General features: G+C 41.0%; 18 protein-coding genes. 5 read left to right on the forward strand and 13 right to left on the reverse strand.

The genetic code is table 11. The annotated features are described in order from the left end of the window. Positions 1-64: 64 nt before the first annotated feature. The 7 genes from BM377_RS09145 to BM377_RS09175 all read right to left on the reverse strand — a co-directional run bounded on the left by BM377_RS09145 (position 65) and on the right by BM377_RS09175 (position 11702). Positions 65-1360, reverse strand: coding sequence for a methionine gamma-lyase family protein (locus BM377_RS09145; RefSeq protein ID WP_092247079.1), 1296 nt, complete (start codon positions 1358-1360; stop codon positions 65-67). Continuing rightward, positions 1353-2291 carry a tRNA (adenosine(37)-N6)-dimethylallyltransferase MiaA gene (gene miaA / locus BM377_RS09150; RefSeq protein WP_092247082.1) on the reverse strand — a complete coding sequence of 313 codons (939 nt, stop codon included), beginning with the start codon at positions 2289-2291 and terminating at the stop codon, positions 1353-1355. The genes BM377_RS09145 and miaA overlap by 8 nt, the downstream gene beginning before the upstream one ends. Continuing rightward, positions 2288-4282, reverse strand: a complete 1995-nt coding sequence (gene mutL, locus BM377_RS09155) for a DNA mismatch repair endonuclease MutL (RefSeq protein WP_092247085.1) — start codon at positions 4280-4282, stop codon at positions 2288-2290. Before mutL ends, miaA begins: the two co-directional genes overlap by 4 nt. After that, on the reverse strand, positions 4283-6925 hold the full coding sequence (gene mutS, locus BM377_RS09160) for a DNA mismatch repair protein MutS (protein ID WP_092247142.1): 2643 nt from the start codon (positions 6923-6925) through the stop codon (positions 4283-4285). Positions 6926-7003: 78 nt separating this feature from the next. Beyond that, the gene (gene miaB / locus BM377_RS09165) at positions 7004-8473 is read right to left on the reverse strand and encodes a tRNA (N6-isopentenyl adenosine(37)-C2)-methylthiotransferase MiaB (RefSeq protein ID WP_092247088.1); all 1470 of its coding nucleotides are present in this window, start codon (positions 8471-8473) and stop codon (positions 7004-7006) included. A gap of 2 nt (positions 8474-8475) precedes the next feature. Next, a complete protein-coding gene (gene pepT / locus BM377_RS09170; protein ID WP_092247091.1) occupies positions 8476-9720 on the reverse strand; it encodes a peptidase T in 1245 nt (414 codons plus the stop codon). Further along, the gene (locus tag BM377_RS09175) at positions 9717-11702 is read right to left on the reverse strand and encodes an alpha-amylase family glycosyl hydrolase (protein WP_092247094.1); all 1986 of its coding nucleotides are present in this window, start codon (positions 11700-11702) and stop codon (positions 9717-9719) included. Before BM377_RS09175 ends, pepT begins: the two co-directional genes overlap by 4 nt. A gap of 157 nt (positions 11703-11859) precedes the next feature. Between BM377_RS09175 and BM377_RS09180 the strand changes: the two genes are divergently transcribed. Beyond that, entirely contained in the window at positions 11860-12219 is a 360-nt protein-coding gene (locus tag BM377_RS09180) for a DUF1292 domain-containing protein (protein ID WP_092247098.1), read from the forward strand. Here the strand turns inward: BM377_RS09180 and BM377_RS09185 are convergent. From BM377_RS09185 to BM377_RS09205, 5 genes are all read right to left on the reverse strand, one after another. Further along, positions 12153-14123 (reverse strand): ATP-dependent helicase, encoded by a 1971-nt coding sequence (locus BM377_RS09185; RefSeq protein ID WP_092247102.1) that lies wholly within the window; start codon positions 14121-14123, stop codon positions 12153-12155. The genes BM377_RS09180 and BM377_RS09185 overlap by 67 nt on opposite strands. Continuing rightward, complete coding sequence (gene gltX, locus BM377_RS09190) at positions 14113-15597, reverse strand: glutamate--tRNA ligase (protein ID WP_092247106.1); 1485 nt, start codon at positions 15595-15597, stop codon at positions 14113-14115. The genes BM377_RS09185 and gltX overlap by 11 nt, the downstream gene beginning before the upstream one ends. A gap of 104 nt (positions 15598-15701) precedes the next feature. After that, positions 15702-16139 carry a dUTP diphosphatase gene (locus BM377_RS09195; RefSeq protein ID WP_092247109.1) on the reverse strand — a complete coding sequence of 146 codons (438 nt, stop codon included), beginning with the start codon at positions 16137-16139 and terminating at the stop codon, positions 15702-15704. Continuing rightward, complete coding sequence (locus tag BM377_RS09200; protein ID WP_092247112.1) at positions 16088-17653, reverse strand: heavy metal translocating P-type ATPase; 1566 nt, start codon at positions 17651-17653, stop codon at positions 16088-16090. The genes BM377_RS09195 and BM377_RS09200 overlap by 52 nt, the downstream gene beginning before the upstream one ends. A 52-nt stretch (positions 17654-17705) precedes the next feature. Beyond that, complete coding sequence (locus tag BM377_RS09205) at positions 17706-19340, reverse strand: class I adenylate-forming enzyme family protein (protein ID WP_092247115.1); 1635 nt, start codon at positions 19338-19340, stop codon at positions 17706-17708. A 124-nt stretch (positions 19341-19464) separates the two neighbouring features. On the opposite strand from BM377_RS09205, the gene iorA reads away from it, so the two are divergent. The 4 genes from iorA (at position 19465) to BM377_RS09225 (ending at position 23649) form a co-directional block, all read left to right on the forward strand. Continuing rightward, on the forward strand, positions 19465-21222 hold the full coding sequence (gene iorA, locus BM377_RS09210; protein WP_092247118.1) for an indolepyruvate ferredoxin oxidoreductase subunit alpha: 1758 nt from the start codon (positions 19465-19467) through the stop codon (positions 21220-21222). Between the two features lie 2 nt (positions 21223-21224). Then, positions 21225-21797 carry an indolepyruvate oxidoreductase subunit beta gene (locus tag BM377_RS09215; RefSeq protein WP_092247122.1) on the forward strand — a complete coding sequence of 191 codons (573 nt, stop codon included), beginning with the start codon at positions 21225-21227 and terminating at the stop codon, positions 21795-21797. A gap of 33 nt (positions 21798-21830) precedes the next feature. Continuing rightward, on the forward strand, positions 21831-23132 hold the full coding sequence (locus BM377_RS09220; RefSeq protein WP_092247125.1) for a phenylacetate--CoA ligase family protein: 1302 nt from the start codon (positions 21831-21833) through the stop codon (positions 23130-23132). Positions 23133-23211: 79 nt separating this feature from the next. Continuing rightward, the gene (locus tag BM377_RS09225; RefSeq protein ID WP_092247129.1) at positions 23212-23649 is read left to right on the forward strand and encodes an acetolactate synthase; all 438 of its coding nucleotides are present in this window, start codon (positions 23212-23214) and stop codon (positions 23647-23649) included. 70 nt (positions 23650-23719) lie between these two features. On the opposite strand, the gene BM377_RS09230 is transcribed toward BM377_RS09225, so the two are convergent. Beyond that, complete coding sequence (locus tag BM377_RS09230) at positions 23720-25660, reverse strand: DUF3298 domain-containing protein (RefSeq protein WP_092247132.1); 1941 nt, start codon at positions 25658-25660, stop codon at positions 23720-23722. Positions 25661-26103: the final 443 nt, after the last annotated feature.

The following is a 26103-nucleotide window of genomic DNA, read 5'->3' on the forward strand; positions in this document are numbered from 1 at the left end:
GGCGACAGGAAGGAATTCTTACACGGTTGTTACTTCATACAACCAAACTCATACAGATTATAGTTTAACACATCACAACGCCACTATCCACAAGATTTTGCAAACTCTTTAATATTCCAAGCTTTGCATGCGGCCATGTAAGGCCTCCCTGGAAGAAAACAGAGTAAGGTTCTTTTATCGGTCCGTCGGCCGAAAGCTCTATTGAAGAACCCGATACAAAAGCACCCGCAGCCATGATTACCTGTGAATCGTAACCCGGCATATCCCAAGGCTCGGGATCAACAAATGAGTCTACGGGAGCCGCAGCCTGAATTCCACGGCAAAAAGCAATCACACCTTCGGGCTTTCCGAAAGTAACCGCTTGAATAATATCATGTCTGTCCTCCGTAGCATTCGGAACAACATCAAAACCAAGCTTTTCATAAATATTTGCTGCAAATATGGCTCCTTTAAGAGCAGATGCAGTAACTGTAGGTGCCAGGAAAAATCCTTGATAGAACTGAGGCAGAATTCCAAGTGAAGCACCGACCTCTTTTCCGAGTCCCGGTGAAGTAAGTCTGTATGCCGCATTTTCAACACATTCTTTTTTACCTGCGATATATCCGCCGATAGGCGCAAGACCACCGCCGGGATTCTTTATAAGAGAGCCGACAACCATATCCGCTCCGAGATCCGTTGGCTCAATACGCTCAACAAACTCGCCGTAGCAGTTATCTACCATGCAGATAACATCCTTTTTAATTCCCTTGATAAAAGAGATCAGCTCTCCTATTCTCTCAACAGAAAGAGTGGGTCTGGTCTGATATCCCTTTGATCTTTGAATGGTAACAAGCTTGATATCATCATTATCCAAAAGAGTTTTCTTGATATTGTCATAATCAAAGCTTCCGTCAGGTAAAAGATCCACCTGGCTGTATTTTACGCCGTATTCCGCAAGAGATCCCTTGGAAGGTCTTATGCCGATAACTTCTTCCAAAGTATCATAAGGCTTGCCAACAGGTGAAAAGAGTCTGTCTCCGGGTCTTAAATTACTCATAAGAGCAAGCGCAAGCGCGTGAGTTCCGCATGTGATCTGAGGTCTTACAAGTGCATCCTCAGTATGAAAAACAGAAGCATAAACGGCTTCAAGCTTCTCTCTTCCCATATCGTTATAACCATAACCGGTTGTTCCTAGAAGACATGCTTCGCTAACCTTGCTATCCTGCATCGCTTTCAAAACCTTAAGCTGGTTATATTCTGCGGTTTCATCTATTTTCTTAAAACGCTCCTCAAGATCCTTTAAGATCTTTTCGCCAAAGTCATATACCTTTTCGGAAATCCCAAGAGCTTTGTACATTTCATTGTTTGCTGTATTATTCATCTTTGTATATCCTTATCATTTCTTCCAAGATTCGTTCATCGTCTCTGCCAAATTCTCTTTTGTCTATCCAACGAACATCTTTTTCTCTTCTAAACCAGGTAAGCTGCCTCTTTGCAAAGTGCCTCGTATTTCTCTTAATAAGATAAACGGCTCTTTCAAGATCGTATTCGCCGTCAAGATAGCCTAACATCTCTCTGTAGCCAAGCCCCTGCATTGAAGTCGCCGACCTGTCTATGTTCATTTCAAGAAGCTTTCTTACTTCCTCTTCAAGCCCCTCTTCTATCATCAAGTCAACACGTTTATCTATCCTCGAATAAAGAACCTCTCTGTCATCGGTAAGCACAAAATACTTAAAATCATAAGGCGAAGTTCTTTGATGCTGTTCCTCGTTGTGCTCTGAGATAGGTCTTCCTGTCTTTTTATAATACTCAAGAGCTCTTATAACCCTCTTTACATTATTGGCATGAATGATATCTGCCGACTTTGGATCTATTTCTTTCAGCTCATTAAAAAGAGCTTCCGTTTCGCCGTTCTTTGCCCTTTCCTCAAGCTCATTTCGTATCGACGTATCTTCATCGGTCTCGGTAAAATCGATATCATAAAGGACCGCCTGAATATAAAATCCGGTTCCTCCTACAATTATCGGAATCTTGCCTCTTCCGGAAATATCGCAGATAGCCTCTTTTACAAGCTTTTGGAATAAAAAGACATTAAAATTCTCGGAAGGATCCAGAATATCGATCAAATGATGCGGAACTCCTTCCATTTTTTCGGTCGAGATCTTATCGGTACCGATGTCCATATATTTATAGACCTGCATAGAATCAGCGGAGATGATCTCTCCGCCTATTCTCTTAGCAAGCTCTATTGATAATTTTGATTTTCCGACAGCCGTCGGACCTGTTAATACTATAAGCTTTTGTTTACTCATTCCACCACTCGTTTGAATTTCTTATCAATCTCATACTTCGTCATGGATATAATTGTCGGTCTTCCGTGTGGGCAATTATACGGATTCTCAAGTGTGAGAAGCTCATCCAAAAGAGCTTCCATCTCCTCTTTCGTCATCTGGGTATTACCCTTTACGGAAGCCTTGCAAGCCATACTTGCGATCTTGTAATTTATCACATCGGGTGTCCTGTCAAGATTGGTCTCATGAGACAGTTCGTCAAGTATCTGAACGAACATCTCTTTTTCATCCGAACATCCGAAAAGATCGATCGGAATGGCTCTCATGGCATATTCATGACCACCGAAGTTCTCAATGTTAAAACCAAGCTTTTCAAAATACTCTCTGTAATGCAAGAATATATCTTCCTCAGCCGATGAAAGACTTATGATCACAGGAGGATTTACCATCTGCGAAAGCATCTCTCCCGACTTATATCTTGCCAGCATTCTCTCATAATTAACCTTCTCATGGGCCGCATGCTGATCGACTAGGAACATCTTATCCTTAAAGCCGATGATCCAATATGTTCCGAAAATCTGTCCCAGGATCTCGTATTCCTTAACGTTGTCCTTGGTAAGAACCTTTTCTTCAAAAAGATCGAGCTGAACCGGCTTTTCGACAATAATCGCCTCATCTGATTTAATAATGGGTGAAGGCCTTTCGTTCTTCTCTGCAATGCTTCCGTCCGAATCCCCGAATATCCTCGTCCAAACAGCGGATTTATTGCTGTCCTGAATCCTTATGGGTTCTTCCTTGACACCTGTGGCATAAACAGGCGCATCCTCATTCACCTTGTTCTCTTCGAACCTAGACTTCTCAAAAGGTTCGGGAGCGTGCTGTTTATCATCCTTTTTATTTGAATCCGGATCAACTGAAGTCTCTTTTTTATTGTCAAAAGAGCTTTCTTCTTCCGTAGCTTCTACATCCGCAGCCTTCTTGGCATCCTTTAGATCGTCACCGAGAAGCGCATCAGGTATCATCTCATGATTACGAAGCGTCTCTTCAACATTCTTTCTTATGAACTCGTAAAGTGCCGTCTGATTGTTGAATCTGACCTCAAGCTTTGCAGGATGAACATTGACATCAACAAGTGACGGATCAAGTCTTAAATGCAAAATCGCAAACGGGAACTTATGCATCATAAGATACTGTTTATAGCCCTCTTCAAGTGCTTTTGAGATAACTTTATCCTTTACATATCTTCCGTTTACAAAGAAGATCTCAAAGTTTCTGTTGGACCTGTTTATCGAAGGCTCTCCGAGATATCCTTCAAGTGTGATCCCATTCTCTGTAACGTTAATCGGAACAAGACTTACGGAAATATCTCTTCCGTAAATTCTATAGATTATCTCTTTCAAATCTCCGTTTCCGGAAGTGTTGAACTTATCGTCCTTATTGTTGATATAGTGAAAAGAAACTGTGGGATTATCCAGAGCAAGATGCTCCATTACATCACCTATATAGCTTCCTTCCGTCTGCGGTGTCTTTAAGAATTTCTTTCTCGCGGGAGTATTGTAAAAGAGATTTCTCACAATAAGCGTCGTTCCATCGGGAGCTCCGATCTCTTCAAAAGCAGCTTCCTCTCCGCCATTAATGCAATATCTAATTCCCTCAAGAGAATCCTTGGTCTTGGTTATCATATCAACCTGAGCGACCGCAGAAATACTTGAAAGCGCCTCTCCTCTGAATCCAAGAGAATGTATTGAAAAAAGATCGTCTATGGTCTTAAGTTTACTTGTCGCATGTCTTTTAAAAGCTTTTCTTATTTCGCTTTTCTCGATTCCGGACCCGTTATCCGTAACACGGATCATATCGATGCCGCCGCCCTTTATCTCAACGGTAACGGCAGTCGCGCCGGAATCAATCGCATTTTCAACAAGTTCTTTTACGACACTCGCAGGTCTCTCAACCACTTCACCCGCAGCAATCTGATCAATAGTCTTTTTGTCCAGTTCATTTATGAAAGCCATTTAGTTTTTCCACCTGTTTTTCAAATCGCTCTGAAGCTTATAAAGTGTATTCAGAGCGTCCATCGGCGTAAGAGTCGTTATGTCGATTTCCTGTAGTCTCTTAAGCACATCTTCATCAGTTACGGTATCAAAAAGTGACATCTGATCAATATCGACATCGTCATAATGCGTTACTTTAACTTTTTTATCGCTCTTGTTTTCTCTGGCAATTGACTGAACCTTCTCGGTTATATCATTGTCCGTAAGCTCTGTAACAATCTCCTTTGCCCTGTCTATAACCATATCGGGCACACCTGCGAGCTTGGCAACCTGAATACCATAGCTCTTGTCCGCACCGCCCTTTATGATCTTTCGAAGAAAGACTATATCATCTCCGTTTTCCTTGACGGCAATGCAGTAGTTATTGACGTTATCCATCTTGCCTTCAAGCTCTGTGAGCTCATGATAATGCGTTGCAAAAAGCGTCTTGGCTCCGAGTATCTTACGGTTACTGATATGCTCGGTAACAGCCCACGCAATCGCAAGTCCGTCATAGGTAGAAGTTCCTCTTCCGATCTCATCAAGGATAAGAAGGGAGTTGGGCGTTGCATTTCTTAAAATATTGGCGACTTCGTTCATTTCAACCATGAAGGTGGACTGACCGCTGCCAAGGTCATCCGAAGCACCTACTCTTGTAAATATCCTGTCAACGACACACATGTCCGCTTTTTCAGCAGGGACAAAGCTTCCTATCTGCGCCATAAGAGTAATAAGCGCTGTCTGCCTCATATACGTTGACTTACCTGCCATGTTGGGACCGGTAATAATGGATATACAATGCTTTTTATTATCAAGATAAGTATCGTTTGAGATAAACATATCCGACGCATCAAGCATCAGCTCTACAACAGGATGTCTGCCGTTCTTAATGCTTATAACGCCTTTTTCATTTATTGTAGGCTTAACGTAATGATTCTTCTCTGCAACATACGCAAGTGAAGCATAAACATCAAGAAGTGCCAGGGCTTTAGCAGTCGTCTGTATCCTGTCTATCTCAAGAGAAATAGAATCTCTTATCTTGCAAAACATCTCATACTCAAGGTTATTAAGCTTATCCTGAGCATTAAGAATGGTATCCTCAAGTTCTTTAAGCTTGGGTGTAGTATATCTCTCGCAGTTTGTGAGAGTCTGTTTTCTTATAAAGTAGTCGGGAACCATATCCTTGTTGGAATTGGTAACTTCAAAAGAATAGCCGAATACATTGCTGTATTTTATTCTGAGGTTCTTTATTCCCGTCTTTTCTTTTTCTTCTTCCTCAAGCTCGGCAAGCCAGCTCTTTCCGTTTGATCCTGCTTCTCTGAAATGATCTATATCTTTATCAAAGCCCTCTTTTATTATTCCGCTCTCTTTTATCGTAAGTGGCGGCTCTTCAACGATCGCACTGTCGATAAGATCGTGAATATCTTTAAGAGGATCCAGCTTGTTCGTAAGCTCTTTTAACTCGTTATCATCCTGAACATCCAAAAGAGATGTGAGGATCGCGGGGATAATTGCGATTGAGTTTCTAAAAGCCAAAAGATCCCTTGGATTGGCGGTCTTAAATATGATCTTGGACATCAGTCTTTCAAGGTCATAAACAGGACCGAGATACTCTCTTATTTCTTCTCTCGTGACCACATTTTTTACAAGAGTCTCAACCGCACCTTGTCTTTTTATTATCTCTTCTTTATCGATAAGCGGCTGCTCAATAAAGGATCTGAGCGTTCTTGCGCCCATCGCGGTTTTGGTCTTATCAAGCACCCAAAGAAGCGTTCCTCTTTTTTGCTTATCTCTTAATGTCTCAACAAGCTCTAAGTTCCTTCTTGTAAAGCCGTCGAGAAGCATGTACTTACTTGTAAGGTACGGATAGATATGCGTGATATTAGTTATTTCCGCCTTCTGCATATCCGTAAGATACTGAAGAAGTGCTCCCGCCGCGATCACACCGCAGGGGAAATCGTCTATGCCGAGGCTGATAAGTGATGAGACTTTAAAATGCTTAAGAAGAAGCTTTTTGGACATATCATCGTCAAAATACCTTGATTCAAGCGAATTGACAAAGACATTCATCCTGTTTTTGATCTCATCCATATCGATACCGCTAAGATTAAAGGCATCATTACAGATAAGTTCCGTCGGCATATATTTACCGATCTCATCCATAACGCCGCGAAGCGTATCAACTTCAGTAAGGAAGTAATCGCCTGTTGTAACATCGGCAATGGAAATACCGGTAATATCGGATGAGTAAAAAATACTCATGATGTAATTGTTCTTGGTCTCTTCAAGAGACTGCATATTAAGATTGGTACCGGGAGTAACGATCCTGGTAACTTCTCTTTTTACGATGCCCTTGGCAAGCTTAGGGTCTTCGGTCTGCTCGCAAATAGCGACTTTATAACCTTTTGAAACAAGCTTGGTAAGATAAGTATCCACCGCATGAAACGGCACGCCGCACATCGGCGCTCTTTCTTCAAGTCCGCAAGCTTTACCCGTAAGCGTAAGCTCAAGCTCTCTTGAAGTTACTATTGCATCGTCAAAAAACAGTTCGTAAAAGTCACCCAGTCTGTAAAACAAGATACAATCCTTATTCTCAAGCTTAGTCTTAAGATAGTGCTGCATCATGGGTGATACTTTTTCTATATCAACATTATCGTAATTGTAGTTCGTGGTATTTTCCACGGCATAGTTCCCCTTACTGCATTAGATTTTTTCGCCAAAATAGTAGAACCCGTGACATTCGGTAAGCTTAACCTTCACAAAGCTTCCGATAAGTTCTTCTCCTCCCGGGAAATGCACCAAAGTATTATTGGACATTCTACCCGTCATAAGTGATGAATCGTGCTCGTTAACTCCCTCAACAAGTACATCTTCACATCTGCCTATAAGCTTTGCAGCCTGCTCCTTGGCCGTTTCCTGAACAACCTTAAGAAGTCTGTCAAAGTTCTCCTTAACTTCATTCTCCGGAACCTGATCCTCGAATTTAGCCGCAGGAGTGCCTGCTCTCTTTGAATATATAAAAGTAAAAGCGTTATCAAACTTTACTTTATTCACTACATCGATGGTGTCATCAACATCGGCTGCCGTTTCACCCGGGAAGCCGACGATGATATCCGTTGTGATCGCAACATCGGGAATACGCTCTCTTATCTTAGCTGCAAGAGTAAGGAACTCTTCCTTGGTATAGCTTCTGTTCATCCTCTTAAGTATCTTGGAGCTTCCAGACTGAAGAGGAAGATGTATATGCCTTGCGATCTTGGGATTATTTGCAATGACATCGATAACGTCATCCTTAAAATCCCTCGGATGAGGAGTCATAAATCTAACTCTCTCAATACCCTCAACCTTAGCTACTTCATCAAGAAGCTGAGCAAAAGACATTGCGTCTTTATCAACTTTCCTAAGGTCATTGGCATATGAATTGACATTCTGACCAAGAAGCATTATTTCCTTAACGCCGTCAGCCGCAAGCTTCTCGCACTCTCTTATTATATCCTTGGGATTACGACTTCTCTCACGCCCTCTTACATACGGAACGATACAGTAAGTGCAGAATTTATCACAGCCAAACATAATGTTTACGCCGGATTTATAAGCATACTTACGTACAACCGGAAGATCCTCGACGATCTTGTCCGTCTTCTCCCAAATATCTATGATCATCTTATCAGCGCAAAGTGTCTGATATAAAAGCTCGGCGAATTTATAGATATTATGTGTTCCGAAGATAAGGTCAACAAATCTGTAGCTCTTTTTGATCTTCTCAACAGCACCCGGCTCCTGCATCATGCAGCCGCATATCGCAATCTTCATGAAAGGATTCTTTTTCTTAAAATTGCTGCACTGGCCGAGCCTACCCAGAACCCTTTGGTCCGCATTGTCTCTGACTGTACAGGTATTGTAGATAACAAACTCTGCATCCTCTGAATCAGTCTCTTCATATCCGACAAGCTTAAGTGCGGCGAGAAGCTTTTCGGAATCTCTTGCGTTCATCTGACAACCAAATGTCACAACGCAGGCTCTTGGCTTTCTTCCAAGCTCTTTTTCAAATTTGGAGACAATGCTCCTTGCCTTATCGATATAATCAAGCTGCCTTATGCTTTCTTCGTCTGTAATCTCTTCCCTGCAAGAATTTAAAATATTTATCTTGTTCTTTTCTTTGTTTATTGCCATTATTAAAACTCTTTTCCGTATGCATCCACTATTCCGAGAAGGATGTCTACCACCTTTCTCATCTCCTGAACAGATGCATATTCATATTTGCCGTGATAATTATATCCGCCTGTGCACAGATTGGGACAAGGAAGCCCTTTATAAGAAAGAGCTGCGCCGTCCGTGCCTCCTCTGATCGGAGAATCTATCGGAATAATATCAAGATCTTCCATCACACGCTTAGCATTCTCAACAAGATGCATATGAGGTCTGATCTTCTCGATCATGTTGTAGTACTGATCCTTAACGCTCGCTTCAACCGTCCCTTCGCCGTATTTTTTATTAAGGAAATCGGCAGCGGCTACAAAGAGCTCTTTCTTTTCGTTAAATAGATGCTCATCATGATCTCTTATGATGTAAGTTGCCGTCGCACTCTCAGTGCTTCCTTCAACACCTATCAGATGGAAAAAGCCTTCTCTTTTTTCAGTATACATAGGATTTTGAAACTCAGGTAAAAGAGAATGGAACTCATAGCAGATAAGCGATGCGTTAACCATCTTATTCTTTGCATCACCGGGGTGAACGCTTCTGCCGTCAACCTTAATAATGCCTTCAGCTGCATTAAAGTTCTCATATTCAAGCTCCCCGATCTTACCGCCGTCAATGGTGTACGCATAATCGGCGCCGAATCTCTCAATGTCAAAGAATGCGGTTCCTTCACCGATCTCTTCATCGGGAGTAAATGCAATACTTATCTCACCGTGCTTTATATCGGGATTATTCAAAAGATATTCCGCCATCGTCATGATTTCGGAAACCCCCGCCTTATCATCGGCTCCGAGAAGTGTTGAACCGTCGGTAACTATGAGATCCTCTCCGATATGATTTAAAAGCTCCGGAAAATCCTTGGGCGACAGAACGATCTTTCCTTCTTTATCAAGAAGAATATCGGTTCCCTCATAGCCGTCAACAATCCTTGGCTTTACATCTTTTCCGCTGACTTCATCGGAAGTATCCATATGTGCAACGAAACCTATAACAGGTCTGTCCTTACCGTCATCAATATTTCCCGGTATCTTGGCATACACATAGCAATGCTCCGTATCATAATAAACATCGCTTGCGCCGATCTCTTCAAGCTCTGCTTTCAAGAGCTTGGCAAGGTCATGCTGTTTCATGGTTGACGGTGATGTACCTGAATCCGGGTCTGACTGTGTATCAACCTTCACGTATCGTAAAAATTTCTCAATAACATCAGGTTTATTCATTTCTTTTTTGCCTTTTTATTACCTTTCTTCTTGGCATTTTCATTAAAGCGGCTAATATAGATCCTTGCAGATCTGGAAGCCAAAGTATGCATAACCGCATCCATGGGCTGTTCCTTATTACTTGCCGCCGTATCTGATATAAGCTCCCATTCATAGCCGTCGGGAAGCTTTGGAAGCGCCAGCTCCGCATCAGTCCAGTGCATATTGTAGCAAGCATAGATAAACGGCTCTTTCTTATCCTTTTCATATAAGCCGCAGTAAAGCATTCCAAGTATATGTGAATGTCCCGAAAGATCGGGTCTCCAGGCTTCTCTTCCGTGGCACGAAAGATCGGGATAGCCGCAAGATATATAATCCATAAGCCTGAAAGCATCCTTACTGTGAAGAATATTATATTTCTTCCTTAAGGCTATCAGCGACTTAACATAATCGAACAATTCGGCGTTCTTGTCAAGAGCCTTCCAATCAACCCAGCCGATCTCATTATCCTGGCAATACGGGTTATTGTTACCGCTCTGAGAGTTCCCGAATTCATCTCCCGAAAAGATCATTGGTGTTCCCTGAGATAAAAGAAGCATTGTCATAATGTTCTTCATCTGCCTGGTCCTAAGCTCCAAAATACTGCGTTTCTTGGTCCTACCTTCGATTCCGCAGTTCCAGGAAAGATTATTGTCACTTCCGTCTTTGTTATTCTCACCGTTCTCCTCATTGTGTTTGTGCTCGAAAGCAACGAGATCGGCAAGTCTAAATCCTTCGTAGTCGCTTATATAATTAACGTTACCGTACTCCGGATTATTTAAAACCATAGCCTTTAAGAAATCACCGCAGCTATTGTCATCACCCTTTAAAAATCTTCTGGAAGCATATAAAAATGCGGTGTTGTAGCTTGCAAGATATTTCTCGGCTTTAGGTAAATCCGTATGGTAATCCTCGTAATCAAACCAGTCGTACCAGATCTTAACATCTGTAAAAAGAGGATCCTTAAAGATGAGCTTCTTAGGAATACTTGCTCCCTTAATATGAAAACCGTCTACATGATATGAGCATCTCCAGAACCTAAGAGCATCGATAATAAGACTCTCGCTCTCATCTTCTTCAAAATAAAACTGAAGAACTACTTCGATGCCGTTTTCATGCATGGTCTTAATAAAGCTCTTAACTTCATCTTCGGCTCCAGTAGGATCGGCACAATATGAAGTCCTGGGCGCAAAGTAATAACCCTTTTTAAAGCCCCAATAATTGAGCCTGTGCTTTATCATATTCTTCCCGACAATGCTTCCGTCCCTTGAATAAACAAGTTCTTTTGCATTGCCCGGAACTTCTTTATCACTTCCGCGTCCCTTGGATTTCTTAGGTTTTTCAAGCTCATCCATCTCATAACAAGGCATAAGCTCTATCGTTGTAATTCCGAGAGATTTAAGATAAGAAAGTTTCTCAAGGATTCCCTTAAACGTTCCACGAAGCGACGCAGAAACACCGCTTGATGGACTCTTTGTAAAACCTCTTACATGCATAAGATATATAAGACTCTCGTTATAAGGAATGCAGGGATTCTTGTCATCGCCCCAATCAAAGCAGTTAAATGAATTTCCGGAAACAGATTTATTCCTAAGAACCGCTCTGATATCGGAAGGATCAACATCCTTGCCAAAGCCTTCAAGTCCCAGGATATGCTCAGCGTATGGATCGCAGAAGCAATCATCATCGGAAAAGAAGTTATATGAAGTGTATTCATCTATATTGTCGATACCACTGATCCTGGCAGAATAGATATCACCTCTTTTTACATCCTTAGGGAGCTCTATCTTAAGAGTTTTGCTTTTCTTAGCTTTGGAGGACTTAAGCTTATCCTCACTGTAAAGCTTTAAACCGCATTTATCCGCATCCTCAAAGACTGCTCTGACAACAAGACTTTTATCATAATCTATATAACATCCGAGCGGATAAGGTTTTTCTTTGTGTATCACATAATTTAAAGACATACAGTCTTCCTTTCGTGACAGATTTTAAGAGCTGAAAATGCTTACTTTTTTGCATTACATAAGCCCTAATATTTTATCACATAATCAGTTTATATGCACTCGAAGTATGCTATAATCATGATATAGTCTAAAGATAAGTATTTCAGGAGGAACTTTGATGGAATTTTCCAAGATTGCTACAGATATGAATACCAAAATAGAAAACGATGAGCAGATGACTGTTGATATCGAACTTGATGACGGCAAAATTGTCACATGTGCCATCATTATCGTATTGACCGTCAATGCAAAGGATTATATCGTTCTTCTGCCTCTTGATAAAAACGGCCAGAACAACGACGGAAACGTTTGGTTCTATGAATTCATCTACAAAGGAAACGATAAGGAGCCTGAACTTGGCTACATTTATGATGATGCCGAGTACGAAGCTGTTTCCGAAGCATTTAACCTTTATCTCGACGATGTAGAATTTGATGAGCTTATTGAACTTCCCGAAGAAGATTCAGAGTCTTTATAATTCTTTGATATCCACAGATCTTTTATAGGTTTTAAAAACCGTGACGGAAGCATCTTATTATCGTCATCACCGGTAATATACGACATTATGAGCGCCTCTTTTGCTCGTGTCATCCCGACATACAGCATGCGGCGCTCTTCTTCTATCGATTCGTCCGAAACCGCACTTCTAGACGGAATTATTCCTTCATTTAAGCTGGGAAGCCACACATATCGAAACTCAAGACCTTTAGATGCGTGCATCGTATAGATCTTAATGCAGTTTGAATTGCTTTGCCGCGTTCTAGCCTCTTTTTCCGAAGTGTTATCTTCAAGTTTTCTCCTATAATCTTCAATAAACTTATGTGAATCCTCATAGTCGCACGCTTCTTTAGAAAAGATATCAAGAGCGCTCTGCGAACCCGGATAAAGCTTATCTATTCCGACCTGTTTCCTCAAATATCTGACACACAGCCCGGGTCTTAAGTGTGAGATCATGCGTATATGCCCAAACAATCTTTTTATCTCATTACATCTTTCTTTGTTTCCCTTGTAATACCTAAGAACCTCGGCTTCAGTGACCGTTTCATTTAATACGGCATCCCTTGATATATATCTGAGAGGCTTATTCATTATCTTAAGAAAATCGCTTCTCTTTTTACCAAGATAAGCAAACTCCATATATGAAAGACAAAGTAAGATCGCATCATCAATCCCTCTTCTTCCTATAAAATTCTCAAGATTAGTCGGTATTTTATAACTCTTTAGAATTTCGGCAATATTCAAGCATTCAGAATTAGTTCTGAATATGATCGCGATATCGGAAAGGTTTCCTTTGTAAGAAGAAATAAAAGATACTACTGCCAGATCCTGAAGCTTTTTATTATGATAAGCTCTTGCATAAACATGACCTCTCAAGCTTTTATCAGCGGCATAAACAGTCTTTTTAAACCTAAGCTTATTCTCATCTATAACAAGATTCGATGCCCCGATAATCTTATCTCCCGATCTGTAATTGGCTTCAAGCTTAATAAGAGCCAAACGATCATCCTTGTTTTCCTCATAAAAGAGCTTCATAAGACCGGGATCGGATCCTCGAAACCCGTATATAGACTGATCGTCATCACCGACAATAAAGAGATTTCCGTTATTTCCTTTAAGCAGATCAACGGCTCTTTTTTGCATAGGATTAATATCCTGATATTCATCGATGAGGATATGCTTGTATTTATTTAAATACGGATTTCCCGGCCTTGATAATTCATTGCAGCTTTCAACAATCATATCATCAAAGTCTATCTTCCCAAATTCTTTTAAGCGACGTTCATACTCATCTTGAATTTCCAGGAAATACTCAGGAAAAGGGATGTTGCTGTTGTTTGTATTATGGGCATTGTTTTCTTTGTTTTTAGAGCCCGTATTTTTAAGCCTTGAAATCTCAGAAAGAATGTCTTTAGATGCATCGACAATCTCAGGATCAGTGAGTTTTTCATTCTTTTGTTCACTGTAAATGCGGTTATTAACTCTGTGCAGAATATCGCACATTATCTTAAGTTTAAAGCTTTCGCTTGCAACTTCAAGCTTTGCCCTTTTTCCCGGCTTTGATCTAAGGTCTATAAGTATTTGATAAAAGATGGAATGAAAAGTGCCAAACGACACTTCGGGATAAGAACTATCCGTGATCTTCATAAATCTTTGCTGCATCTCATAGGCAGCTGATCTTGTAAATGTGATAACTAAAACAGATGACGGCATTACGCCAAGATTTTCAATTAAGAACTTGATCCTGTGAACTATAACGAAAGTCTTGCCGCTTCCCGGCCCCGCAAGGATCATTGCAGGGCCGTCTTTATGAGTTATCGCCTCATACTGCGCGGCATTTAATGTAACACTGCCATCCTTAAAATTAAGGATTTTATTTTTCAAGTAACTCGATTCCTTTTTTGATTCTCTTGATTGTCTCTTCTTTACCGATAACTTCCATGAGCTCCGTTGCTCCGCAAGGAGTCATTTCTTTACCGGAAACAGCGATTCTTACAGGCCAAAGAACATATCCGTTCTTATATTCTTTGTTCTTGATGTAATCCGAAAGAAGTGCATAAAGCGTATCGTTTACATAATCTTTCTCATCAAGACCCTCAAGCAAAGGAAGAACCTCTTTAAGAACCGCAAGTGAAGTCTCCTCATTGGTCTTCATCTTCTTGTGTGAGTAGATCGCTGTGTCGTACTCGGGAAGCTCAGCAAAGAACTTGACCATATCAGCGATATCGGGCCAGATCTCGATACGAGTCTTGACCATGTTTGATATCTGCTTAAGCTTGGCTTCATCGGCTGAAATAACACAGTCGCCCTCTTCCTTAAGTGCATCGACGATATAAGCCTTAGCTGTCTTAAAGAACTCATCTTCGTCCATCTTCTTGAGATACTCACCGTTCATCCACTTAAGCTTGGTGTAATCAAATACGGCGGGTGACTTATTGATACGTCTGTAATCAAACTTCTCGATAAGCTCCTGAAGGCTCATGATCTCGTTGTTATCTTCAGGTGACCATCCAAGGAGAGCAACAAAGTTAACAACCGCCTCGGGAAGGAAGCCCTGCTCGATAAGATCTTCAAATGAAGAATGTCCGCTTCTCTTAGAGAGCTTCTTGTGCTCCTCATCAGTGATAAGAGGGCAATGGATGTACTTGGGAATCTCCCATCCGAAAGCATCGTAAAGTCTGTTGTACTTAGGTGATGAAGAGATATACTCGTTACCTCTTACAACGTGTGTGATTCCCATGAGATGGTCGTCAACAACGTTGGCAAAGTTGTATGTAGGATAGCCGTCCGACTTAATAAGGATCATGTCATCAAGCTCTTTATTATCAACCGTTACATCTCCGTAAAGCTCGTCATGGAAGGTTGTTGTTCCTTCAGTAGGGTTGTTCTGTCTGATGACAAAAGGTTTACCCTCTGCAAGGTTCTTCTCAACTTCTTCTTTTGAAAGAGAAAGGCAATGCTTGTCGTAAACGCTTATCTCTTTTCCCTCAACGACCTGAACAAGAGAAGCAAGTCTCTCCTGGTCGCAGAAGCAATAATAAGCTTCACCTTTCTCCACAAGCTCTTTTGCATAGGTCATATAAATACCGGCCTTCTGTCTCTCACTCTGAACGTAAGGTCCGACATCTCCGCCTACATCGGGGCCTTCATCATGGATAAGTCCCGTATCCTTAAGTGTCTTGTATATGATCTCCGTAGCACCCTCAACATAGCGCTCCTGATCGGTATCTTCAATTCTGAGAATATAATCGCCGCCCTCATGCTTTGTTATAAGATAAGCATAAAGAGCTGTTCTTAAGTTTCCGACATGCATACGTCCCGTCGGGCTCGGCGCATATCTTGTACGAATTTTAGCCATTTTCAAACCTCTGTTTATTAAGTATTTTCTTTATTCAAACGATTTATAATTGTAGCACAGAATACTATTTTTTCAATACTTCGTATAGGTCAAAAGATACTTCATCAGTTCTTTCCTGTTGAACCAAAGCCGCCTCTGTCGGCACCTTCAAGGTGATCGCACTCGTCAAATACTATTGCAGGCTGATTCTCCATGATCCTAAACTGACAGATCCTGTCATTAAAACCAATGTGTGTATCTCTCATTGCGATAACAGGCATGAACCACTGATCGTTGTCTCCGCAATATGAATGATCGACAACACCCATGTGATTGGCCTGAATAACGCCGAAATTCTTGAATGTAGAACTTCTCGGAACAATATGTGCTTCATATCCTTCAGGGATCTCCATTGCTATTCCCAAAGGAATAAGCTTAAATTCTCCCTGCTTAAGGTCAATATCCTCAGCACTTCTAAGATCGATCCAGTCTGATTTTCCGTCAATATAAGTCAGCTTTTCAAGCTTATCGTTAAAGTATTTGATCTTGATCTTTTTTTCCATTTTCTCCTCCAATTTATGCTTTGTAATTTCTTGTCTTTACTTGAATCAGTAATATCTTTTTCCCCGATAGTAAGAGCATGTGCCGTAAAAAGAACTGAAGAAAAGCACATAATTATCGCAAATAGTAACGGGCTTATAAGTATTCCGAAGATAGCTTCCAAACATCCCGCTGCTATCGGAATCATTATTATATTATATATTAAGAACCACAAAAAACTATGACGAATATTTAAAAGTGTATTTTTTGAAAGCCTGAAAGCCGCAGCAAGCATGGACGCAGAGCCTTCGGGAATTATAAGTTCATCGTCGTTATTATCATCCAAAACAATCGCGCAACTGCCCTTTTCCATATAATCATCTGCAATTTTCCGCTCTTCTCCTGCTATGATTCCGGATACAACTTCAAGACCGCCCGCCTGCTCGGCGATTGTCTTTGCCGTCTTTTCATTATCTCCGGTTAACATCACCGGATTTATTCCCATGTTTTTGAGCTCAATAATACCTTTTTGAGTATTTTCTTTTATATTGTCAGAGACAGCAATTATCCCAAGAAGTTTATTGTCCTTGGAATAATAAATGGGAGTCTTACCAAGTGAAGAAAACATCTGGGCGCGCTCTTCTATCTCAGCCGGGATGATAGCATGATTACTTATAAAATCATGGTTTCCGCACCTGATAATATTTCCGTCAATCTTACCCTCAAGGCCTTTGCCTTCAAACTTGATAAAACCTGATACTTCGTTACTTTCAAATTCGCACCGGTTATATGCATATTCGGTAACGGCCTTTGCTATCGGATGCTTACTGTGTGATTCCATTATTCCCGCGAGTCTTATAAGCTCATCTTCCGAAGTATTGGCTTTCAGCGCACTGTAACCACTCTTAGTAAGTGAATCGGAAGAAAAGACCTCCGTCACAACAGGTTCACCCTTTGTTATGATACCTGTTTTATCAAATAGTAAAATGTCTGCATCAGCAGCATTTTCGATAATTGCATCGTCTTTAAAAAGAATCTCATTCTTTTCACTAAGTTTTCTAGCCGATTTAAAATAAAGAGAGGCTGAGATAAACAAAGCAGTCGGACAAGCACAAATAAGCACAGAGCTTGCTTTATCTAACGCCGTCCCAATTTGAGCCCCTGCGATCATCCATATTATAAAAGTAATAACGGATATTCCGATCACTATAAACACAAAGTACTCTGCCTGTTTTTTATAAGACAGAACAATAGGTGCGTATACTTTAAGCTCATCGCCATCGTATTCGCGGATCAAATAATCGATTATTAAATTAAAAATAGCGAATAAAGTTATGATGATCGCGGTCTTCAAAAACGATCTTAAAAAGATTCCCTGAATAAAAGAAGCGACGCTTCCAAGGGCCATAAGACTGTACCTGTTTGGTACTCTGTCCAAAAGCCCTTTGAAGCCGCTTATAAAGATTTTCCTATTTAATATTAAGACAGCGATGCACAGAAGCATCTGAAGGACTACTGCTACGGCATTCTTATCCATATCTCCATCCTTTATGTTCAATGCATACTTACATAAGTTTATAACTTATACATCATGACTGATTCTGTCGTTCTACAAGATGTGCTCCGCAGTATTTCTCACGAAGCTTGGGTTTATCGATCTTACCTGTGGGATTACGAAGGACCTTATCAAATATGATCTTTCTGGGTCTCTTGTATCTGGGAAGGTCAACGCAGAAGCGCTCAACTTCATCCTCTGTAAGAGTCATGCCCTCTTTAACCTGTATGATCGCAGCAGCGATCTCACCAAGTCTGTCATCCTGAAGTCCGATAACGGCAGCGTCGTGAATCTTGTCGTTCTTCATAAGGAAGCTCTCAATCTGTACGGGATAGAGATTCTCACCGCCGGAAATGATAACGTCTTTCTTACGATCAACAAGGAAGATAAATCCATCTTCGTCCTGACGTGCCATATCACCCGTAAAGAGCCAGCCGTCTTTTAAAATCTCGGCTGTTGCCTCGGGGTTCTTATAATATTCTACCATGACTCCGGGACCTTTTACACAAAGTTCTCCGATTTCGCCCTGTTTTACTATCTTACCTTCTTCATCAACGATCTTGGTCTTCCAGCCATAGCCGGGAATTCCGATAGCGCCGACCTTGCTTACATTCTCAACACCGAGATGTACGCAGCCGGGGCCTGTAGATTCTGAAAGTCCGTAGTTGGTATCGTACTTATGATTAGGGAAGTACTGAAGCCATCTCTTAATAAGACTCGGCGGAATAGGCTGAGCACCTATATGCATAAGTCTCCACTGTTTGAGATGATAATCCTCAATCTTGAGCTTACCTGAATCCAATGCTGCAAGAATATCCTGAGCCCACGGAACAAGAAGCCAAACTATAGTGCATCTTTCCTCGGAAACGGCTCTGAAAATTGCCTCAGGTGAGTTTCCTTTTAACAATACAGCTCTGCTACCTGTGTAGAGAGAACCGAACCAGTGCATCTTGGCGCCGGTATGATAAAGAGGCGGAATGCAAAGGAAATTGTCATCATGAGTTGTCTCATGATGCATTGCTTCCATCTTTGCAGACTGCATAAGCGCTGTGTGAATATGTAAAATAGCCTTTGGAAAACCTGTTGTTCCCGATGAAAAATAAATCGCAGCGTCATCCTTGTCCTCGATAAGAATTCTCGGAGCAACGGATGAACTGTTTGAAACCTGTCTGTAATAATCATCTGCGTAAGAAGGACACTGATCTCCTACAAAGAAAAGAAGTGTCTCTTTTTTGATCTTCTGGGCTATATCCTCGATACGGCCGATAAATTCAGGTCCGTAGAAAAGAACATCCGAATCGGAAGCATTAAGACAATAATCTATCTCTTCCGCATCAAATCTAAAATTAAGAGGTACTGCGATAGCTCCCGCTTTAAGAATTCCAAAATAAATAGGAAGCCATTCAAGACAATTCATAAGAAGGATCGCACATTTCTGACCTTTCTGAATTCCTCTTTCGATAAGCATATTGGCAACTCTGTTTGCCTTCTCATCAAAAACCGACCATGTGATCTGTCTTCTGTAATATGCTGTAGAAGTAGGCTGAATAAGCTCATATTCCTTCCATGTAACCCTCTGCTCTTCTCTGATCTCAGGATTGATCTCAACAAGAGCAACTTCGTCCCCATACAACTTGCTGTTGCGTTCCAGTAAATCTGTTATTGGCATAAAGAAATCCTCCACTTTAAAGTGATAAAGTAAAGTATAAACATATTTTATTTAAAGGTCAAATATGATATATTAGCTTTATCGCGTTAAATTGGTATATTTATTCTGTAGGAGGTTTTTTACCATGGATCAAACAAAGAACGGGCAGCTCATGCTGGGCAACAAGGCAGTTGCTCGCGGTCTTTACGAGGCCGGAGTCTGCTTTATATCCAGCTATCCCGGAACTCCGAGTACCGAAGTTACCGAAGAAGCTGCCAAGTATGATGAAATATATTGCGAATGGGCACCTAATGAGAAGGTTGCTATGGAGTCAGCTTTCGGCGCATCACTCGCAGGTCGCAGAGCATTCTGTGCTCAGAAGCACGTTGGACTTAACGTTGCCGCAGACCCTCTTTATACAATGTCTTACACAGGCGTTAACGCCGGTCTTGTAATCGTTGTGGCTGACGATGCAGGAATGCATTCATCTCAGAATGAGCAGGATTCCCGTCATCACGCTATCGCTGCCAAGGTTCCCATGATCGAGCCTTCAGATTCAAAAGAAGCTTTGGAATACACCAAGCTTGCTTATGAGATCTCAGAGAAATTCGACACTCCCGTACTTCTTAAGATGTGCACAAGAGTAGCTCACTCTCAGTCTATCGTTGAAACAGGCGAGCGTGTTGTTCCCGATAAGCCTTATGAAAAGAACATTGCCAAGTACGTTATGATGCCCGGTAATGCCAAGAAGCGTCACCCCATCGTTGAACAGCGTACTTTGGATCTTATTAAATTCGCAGAAGAAAATCCCATCAACAGAGTAGAAATGGGCGGTACTGAAATAGGTATCATCACATGCTCCACTTCTTATCAATATGTAAAGGAAGTATTCGGTGATTCCGTAAGCGTACTTAAGCTTGGTATGACCAATCCTCTTCCCTGCGATCTTATAAAGAACTTCGCAGCTAAAGTTGATAAGCTCTTTGTTGTTGAGGAGCTTGATCCCATTATCGAAAATCACGTTAAGGCTCTTGGAATCAAAGTTACAGGAAAAGAACTTCTTCCCGTTATCGACGAGTTCTCACAGAACCTTCTTGCAAAAGCCTTCGGCAAAGACGTAAATGACGGCTTTACCATTGATGAGCAGATTCCCGCAAGACCTCCTGTAATGTGTGCAGGCTGCCCTCACAGAGGACTCTTTTACACACTTAAAAAGAACAATTGCACCGTTCTTGGTGATATCGGATGCTATACACTCGGCGCCGTTCCTCCTCTCGGAGCAATTGAGATGACACTTTGCATGGGTGCTTCCATCGGTGCCGTTCACGGATTTAATAAGGTAAGAGGTGCTGAGAGCGAGAAAAAGACTGTTGCCGTTATCGGTGATTCAACATTCATGCACTCAGGTATGACAGGTCTTGCAAACGTTGCTTATAATCAGTCCAATTCAACTATCGTTATCGTAGATAACTCGATCACAGGAATGACAGGTCATCAGCAGAACCCCACTACAGGATATAACATCAAGGGTGACCCTGCAGGAAAGATTGATCTTGAAGCTCTTTGCAAAGCTATGGGCTTTGAGCGCGTAAGAGTCGTTGATCCATATAACTTAAAGCAGTGCGATGAGGTACTCAAGGAAGAGCTCAATGTTGAGGCTCCTTCAGTTATCATTTCAAGAAGACCTTGTGCACTTCTTAAATACGTTAAGCACAACAAACCTCTTAAGGTTAATACCGACAAGTGCGTTGGATGTAAGTCATGCATGAAGATCGGATGCCCTGCTATCTCAATGAAGAACGGCAAGGCCACAATAGATAACACATTATGCGTTGGATGCAATGTATGTTCACAGATGTGCCCTGTAGGTGCATTTGAAAGCACTGCGGAAAGTGAGGCCTGATAATGGAAACTAAGAATATTATGATCGTCGGCGTAGGCGGACAGGGTTCGCTTCTTGCCAGCAAATTATTGGGACATCTCCTTCTTTCACAGGGCTATGACGTTAAGGTGTCCGAAGTTCACGGAATGTCTCAGAGAGGCGGATCCGTTGTTACATATGTAAGATACGGTGATAAGGTTTACTCTCCCGTTATTGATAAGGGCGAGGCTGATTACATCGTTTCATTCGAAATCCTTGAGGCAGCCAGATGGCTTCCTTTCCTTAAAAAGGACGGTCAGATCGTTACCAATACTCAGCAGATCGATCCCATGCCTGTAATTACAGGTGCTGCAGAGTATCCCGAGGACCTAGTATCTAAATTAAAAGCTTCCGGAGCAAAGGTTGATGCTCTTGATTGTCTCTCACTTGCAGAGCAGGCAGGCTCAGCCAAGGCTGTTAACATCGTTCTTCTCGGAAGACTCTCTCACTACTTCGATCTTCCCGAAGATGCTTGGATGAAGTCTCTTGAAGCCAATGTACCCGCCAAGTTCCTTGAGATGAACAAAAAAGCTTTCGAGCTTGGTAAGAATCAGTAAGCATTACTCATATTAACAACAAAGGAGAAAGACATGGAGCGATATTATCAGAAAGAAATCGAATGCGCCCCTTATGAGGAAATTCGTAAGATCCAATCAGAAAAACTAGTTAAACAGGTTAAGCATGTATGGGATAATGTCCCCTACTACCGCAAAAAAATGGAAGAAAAAGGCGTTACACCTGATGATATCAAGTCAGTTGATGACCTCCATAAGCTTCCCTTCTTATCAAAGAAAGATTTAAGAGATGCATATCCTTACGGACTTCTCGGTAAGCCCTTAAAGGAATGTGTACGTATTCATTCAACATCAGGAACAACAGGTAAAAGAGTCGTTGCCTACTACACACAGCACGACCTTGATCTCTGGGAGGATTGCTGTGCGCGTGCCATCATGGCTGCCGGCGGAACGGATGAAGACGTTGTTCATGTTGCATACGGATACGGCCTCTTTACAGGTGGTGCCGGAATCCACGGCGGTTCACACAAAGTAGGCTCTCTTACTATTCCAATCAGTTCGGGAAATACAGACAGACAGATAATGTTCATCAACGATCTTGGTGCCACTATCCTCTGCTGTACTCCCAGCTATGCGGCATATTTGTCAGAGCGTTTTAAAGAGATGGGCTACGGCCCCGATGATATTCCGCTTAAGGCAGGAATCTTCGGCGCTGAGGCATGGAGTGAAGAAATGCGTGCCGATATCGAGAAAACTCTCGGAATAAAGGCTTACGACATTTACGGACTTACAGAGCTCTCAGGCCCCGGTGTTGCATTTGAGTGTTCAGAGCAGAACGGAATGCACATCAATGAGGACCACTTTATCGCTGAGATCATCGATCCCGATACAGAGGAAGTCCTTCCCGAAGGTTCACAGGGTGAGCTCGTATTTACAGCGGTAGATAAAGAAGCCTTCCCTATGATCAGATATCGTACAAGAGATATCTGCAAGCTCACAAGAGAAAAATGTTCTTGCGGAAGAACCCACGTGCGTATGGCTAAGCCTATGGGTCGTTCAGACGATATGCTTATCATCCGCGGTGTAAACGTATTCCCCAGCCAGATCGAAACTGTTCTTATGAACAACGGCTATGCAGCTAACTATCAGATCGTTGTAGACAGAGTCAACAACACGGATACTCTTGATGTACAGGTTGAGATGACTCCCGAGATGTTCACAGATAATGTCGGTGAGATTGAGGAACGTCAGAAGAAGCTTGTAGAAGGCCTTAAGTCCATGCTCGGCATTAAGGCAAAGGTTTCTCTCCTCGCTCCCAAGTCAATTGCACGAAGCGAAGGAAAAGCCGTAAGAGTTATCGATAACAGAAAGATCTGATACCGGTCATTTAACCGAGATTTTAACCGCAAAATCAGATATAATAATAGTATAAAATACAAACAAGGGGGATACAGCCATGAGCGTTATGCAGATTTCAGTATTTCTTGAGAATAAACCCGGAACCTTAAAGAAGATGACAGGTGTCCTTGCAGCCAATAAGATCGACATGCGTGCTACTTCTCTTGCAGAGACAAAGGACTTTGGTATCGCAAGGCTTGTAGTAGACGATGCTCTGTCAGCTGTTAACACTCTTAAGGAAAACAACTTCGTTGCAAGCCTCACTCCTGTCCTTGCAATCGAGATACCGGATGAAATGGGCGGACTTGATAAACTTCTTACAGTATTCGATGAAGCCAAGGTAAACATCGAGTACATGTACGCTTTCTCTGGCGGTTCCAACAAAGATCACGCTTACATGATCTTCAGAGTAAGCGATACCAAGAACGCCGAAGCTAAGCTTGCTGCTAATAAATCAATCAAGATGCTTACGCAGGAAGATCTTGAACAGATCTGATTTTTAGAAATAACATTTTATAAATAAATGATCCGAAAATGCGCAGTTATTGCATTTTCGGATTTATTTATTATTTATTTCTTGTAAGCTTAGAATTTCCGTTTAGCTCTTCATAAGGAATATCTACTTTATATTCACCGGAAGCATATGACCCCAGTTCATATACATTAAAGCAATAGGTCGCATGATCATCATAATAAGATATATTTGAAGAATCTATTGACGCACGTTCATAAGCTTCATTATACAGTTTCTCTTCACCGTTCTCCTCATCTACCGCATAATGATCCGGATTAATGTTTCTATCTTCCAAAATCTTACCGGCGATCAAAGTCTTGAATTCATCTTCCGTTCCCGGGTAGAAATTCTCCATTGATAGCTCTTCTCCCGTTTCAAGATCAAAGATATATTCATCTGTATAATAAGTGCCATGAGGTCCGCCTCCGTATGAAAATTCCGGCATTTCAACAGCAAGAAATTTATCGTTTAAAATTCTGACATCAGAAACTCTAAATTCTTCTTCATAACCGTAATATCCGTCATCATTATGATAATCACACTCCGTTTCATCCTCAGCATATGGCTTACTATTATCTACAAATTCTTCCATTTTGTCACTGAGCGCTTTATTTATTTTTGACGCCTGTTTAGAATACTCTTTATTTAAGCTAAACAGTTCATAATCCCCCCGCCATACATTGACGCCGCAGAAAGGACAATTACCCTCAAAGGATTTATGCTCCACTGATCCATATTTTAGACTGTTTATCGTTTTTATCGGACAATCTATATCTATAAGCTGCGCATCATCACTATAGCCATCTATTCTAAACCATTTTAGCTCGGCATCTTTGATATCACTAACAAATATATTACCGTTTTTAAACTGATAATATTCATTATATGGTAAACTCACACCCGCTTTTTCTTCATAGGAATAAACAAGCTTATCCGTTCTATCCTCAAGATCAAATTCATGTAAAGAATACTGATCTGTATAATACAGCTTATTATTATCTACATCAAATATATTTTTACTTGAGACATCAAGAATTTTATCTAGTTTGTTGTTCTTAAAGTCTAATGAATAAACATCTGTAGCATATTCAGCAGATCTGAAAGCTTCGGCAGCAAAAATAATTTTCTCCTTGTCATAATATATGACATTGCCTTTTTTATCATGTAAAAGATTTAATTCTTCCTTTTTACCATCCGGCTCTATCTTAAAATAACGCTGTACACCGTTATCGTAACCTGTTACAACCACATATCCGATTTCATCAAATGCTCTTTTCAGGGAAAAGACTTTTCTTGAATATAAATCCGAAAAATGATACGAAGATTTTTCAACATAATAATCATCTATACTTTGCAAAACCTCGTAATTATCCGACTCTTCAAGGTCAAAAACAAATCCGTCAGATATAGAAAACTCCTTCTCTATCTTGATATCATCCTTATCGTAAAAAAGTACATATAACTTATTATCATAGTACTCCATACAATCAATAAAATAAGTTCCAAATTCATATTGAGAAAAGACTTTTTGAATCCTATTATTTCTTATATCAATAGCAAATAATCCTTGTGGTTTTCCATCAAAATACAATTCGGTAAATAAAACACCAATATCAGAAGCATAATAGTCCGGACGTATCATGCCTTCAACGTTGATATTATTTTCCATAAGCAGATTGATCAGTCTATCAGTTAAATCCTCTTTTTTATCTCCATTTTTGTCAACAAGATATAATTTAGGATAGACACCATCCTCATCTCCATATCCTGAATAGGTTAAAAGATAATCATAATCATTTAAAAACCCATCCTTAGCATCTTCTGTACTTTCTGTCATTTCAAGACTTGATACATTCAAACTACTACTTTCGTCATTTGATGAGTTATCAGCTACATTATCATTTTCGTAATTAGGACCTATCTCCTTGCCACAACCGACGAAAAATAATGCAAGGATTGCAGTACATGTTATAAAAATCAGTTTCTTAATCATAAATCGTTTCCTTTTATTGCGTTCGTTCTAATTGAATTTAATTTTTATAATTTCATTTCCATTGTTGTCTTTTGTGGTTTCATTCCCATCTTCTCATAAAAAGCTCTGGCTCTGTCATTCAATGTCATTAAGTTAAGAGGGACTTTAAAAGATCTCTGCATCAAAAATGATGCAGGGGTCTTTTTTTCTGCAAAGAAGGGGTTGACAGCAACACCGAAAAGTGCGGCCGCTTTCGCTACTGATTGTTTTTAGAGGTAGCGAAAGCGGCCCTTGAAATTGTAAGCATATTTCTCAATTTCAAGGAGGTGCACATGAAACCACAAATAGTAAAGAATCTTTTGATGTCTCAGATCAAAACAATTGCTGCTAATGCCAAGTCTTTCTGTATCGATGCTGAGAGGAACTTCTCAAGAAAAAGAAAACTGACTATGGAAAAAATCATT

The organism is Butyrivibrio sp. INlla21, assembly GCF_900116875.1.
Lineage (GTDB): Bacteria > Bacillota > Clostridia > Lachnospirales > Lachnospiraceae > Butyrivibrio.

Bases quoted from the DNA above. Each gene is read 5' to 3' on its own strand.
- BM377_RS09200 (WP_092247112.1), bottom strand. From the start codon at position 17,653: ATGGATAAGAATGCCGTAGCAGTAGTCCTTCAGATGCTTCTGTGCATC.
- BM377_RS09220 (WP_092247125.1), top strand. From the start codon at position 21,831: ATGGAGCGATATTATCAGAAAGAAATCGAATGCGCCCCTTATGAGGAA.
- gltX (WP_092247106.1), bottom strand. From the start codon at position 15,597: ATGGCTAAAATTCGTACAAGATATGCGCCGAGCCCGACGGGACGTATG.
- BM377_RS09225 (WP_092247129.1), top strand. From the start codon at position 23,212: ATGAGCGTTATGCAGATTTCAGTATTTCTTGAGAATAAACCCGGAACC.
- mutL (WP_092247085.1), bottom strand. From the start codon at position 4,282: ATGGCTTTCATAAATGAACTGGACAAAAAGACTATTGATCAGATTGCT.
- BM377_RS09205 (WP_092247115.1), bottom strand. From the start codon at position 19,340: ATGCCAATAACAGATTTACTGGAACGCAACAGCAAGTTGTATGGGGAC.
- pepT (WP_092247091.1), bottom strand. From the start codon at position 9,720: ATGAATAAACCTGATGTTATTGAGAAATTTTTACGATACGTGAAGGTT.
- iorA (WP_092247118.1), top strand. From the start codon at position 19,465: ATGGATCAAACAAAGAACGGGCAGCTCATGCTGGGCAACAAGGCAGTT.
- BM377_RS09215 (WP_092247122.1), top strand. From the start codon at position 21,225: ATGGAAACTAAGAATATTATGATCGTCGGCGTAGGCGGACAGGGTTCG.
- BM377_RS09195 (WP_092247109.1), bottom strand. From the start codon at position 16,139: ATGGAAAAAAAGATCAAGATCAAATACTTTAACGATAAGCTTGAAAAG.
- BM377_RS09230 (WP_092247132.1), bottom strand. From the start codon at position 25,660: ATGATTAAGAAACTGATTTTTATAACATGTACTGCAATCCTTGCATTA.
- mutS (WP_092247142.1), bottom strand. From the start codon at position 6,925: ATGATGCAGCACTATCTTAAGACTAAGCTTGAGAATAAGGATTGTATC.
- miaB (WP_092247088.1), bottom strand. From the start codon at position 8,473: ATGGCAATAAACAAAGAAAAGAACAAGATAAATATTTTAAATTCTTGC.
- BM377_RS09175 (WP_092247094.1), bottom strand. From the start codon at position 11,702: ATGTCTTTAAATTATGTGATACACAAAGAAAAACCTTATCCGCTCGGA.
- miaA (WP_092247082.1), bottom strand. From the start codon at position 2,291: ATGAGTAAACAAAAGCTTATAGTATTAACAGGTCCGACGGCTGTCGGA.
- BM377_RS09145 (WP_092247079.1), bottom strand. From the start codon at position 1,360: ATGAATAATACAGCAAACAATGAAATGTACAAAGCTCTTGGGATTTCC.
- BM377_RS09180 (WP_092247098.1), top strand. From the start codon at position 11,860: ATGGAATTTTCCAAGATTGCTACAGATATGAATACCAAAATAGAAAAC.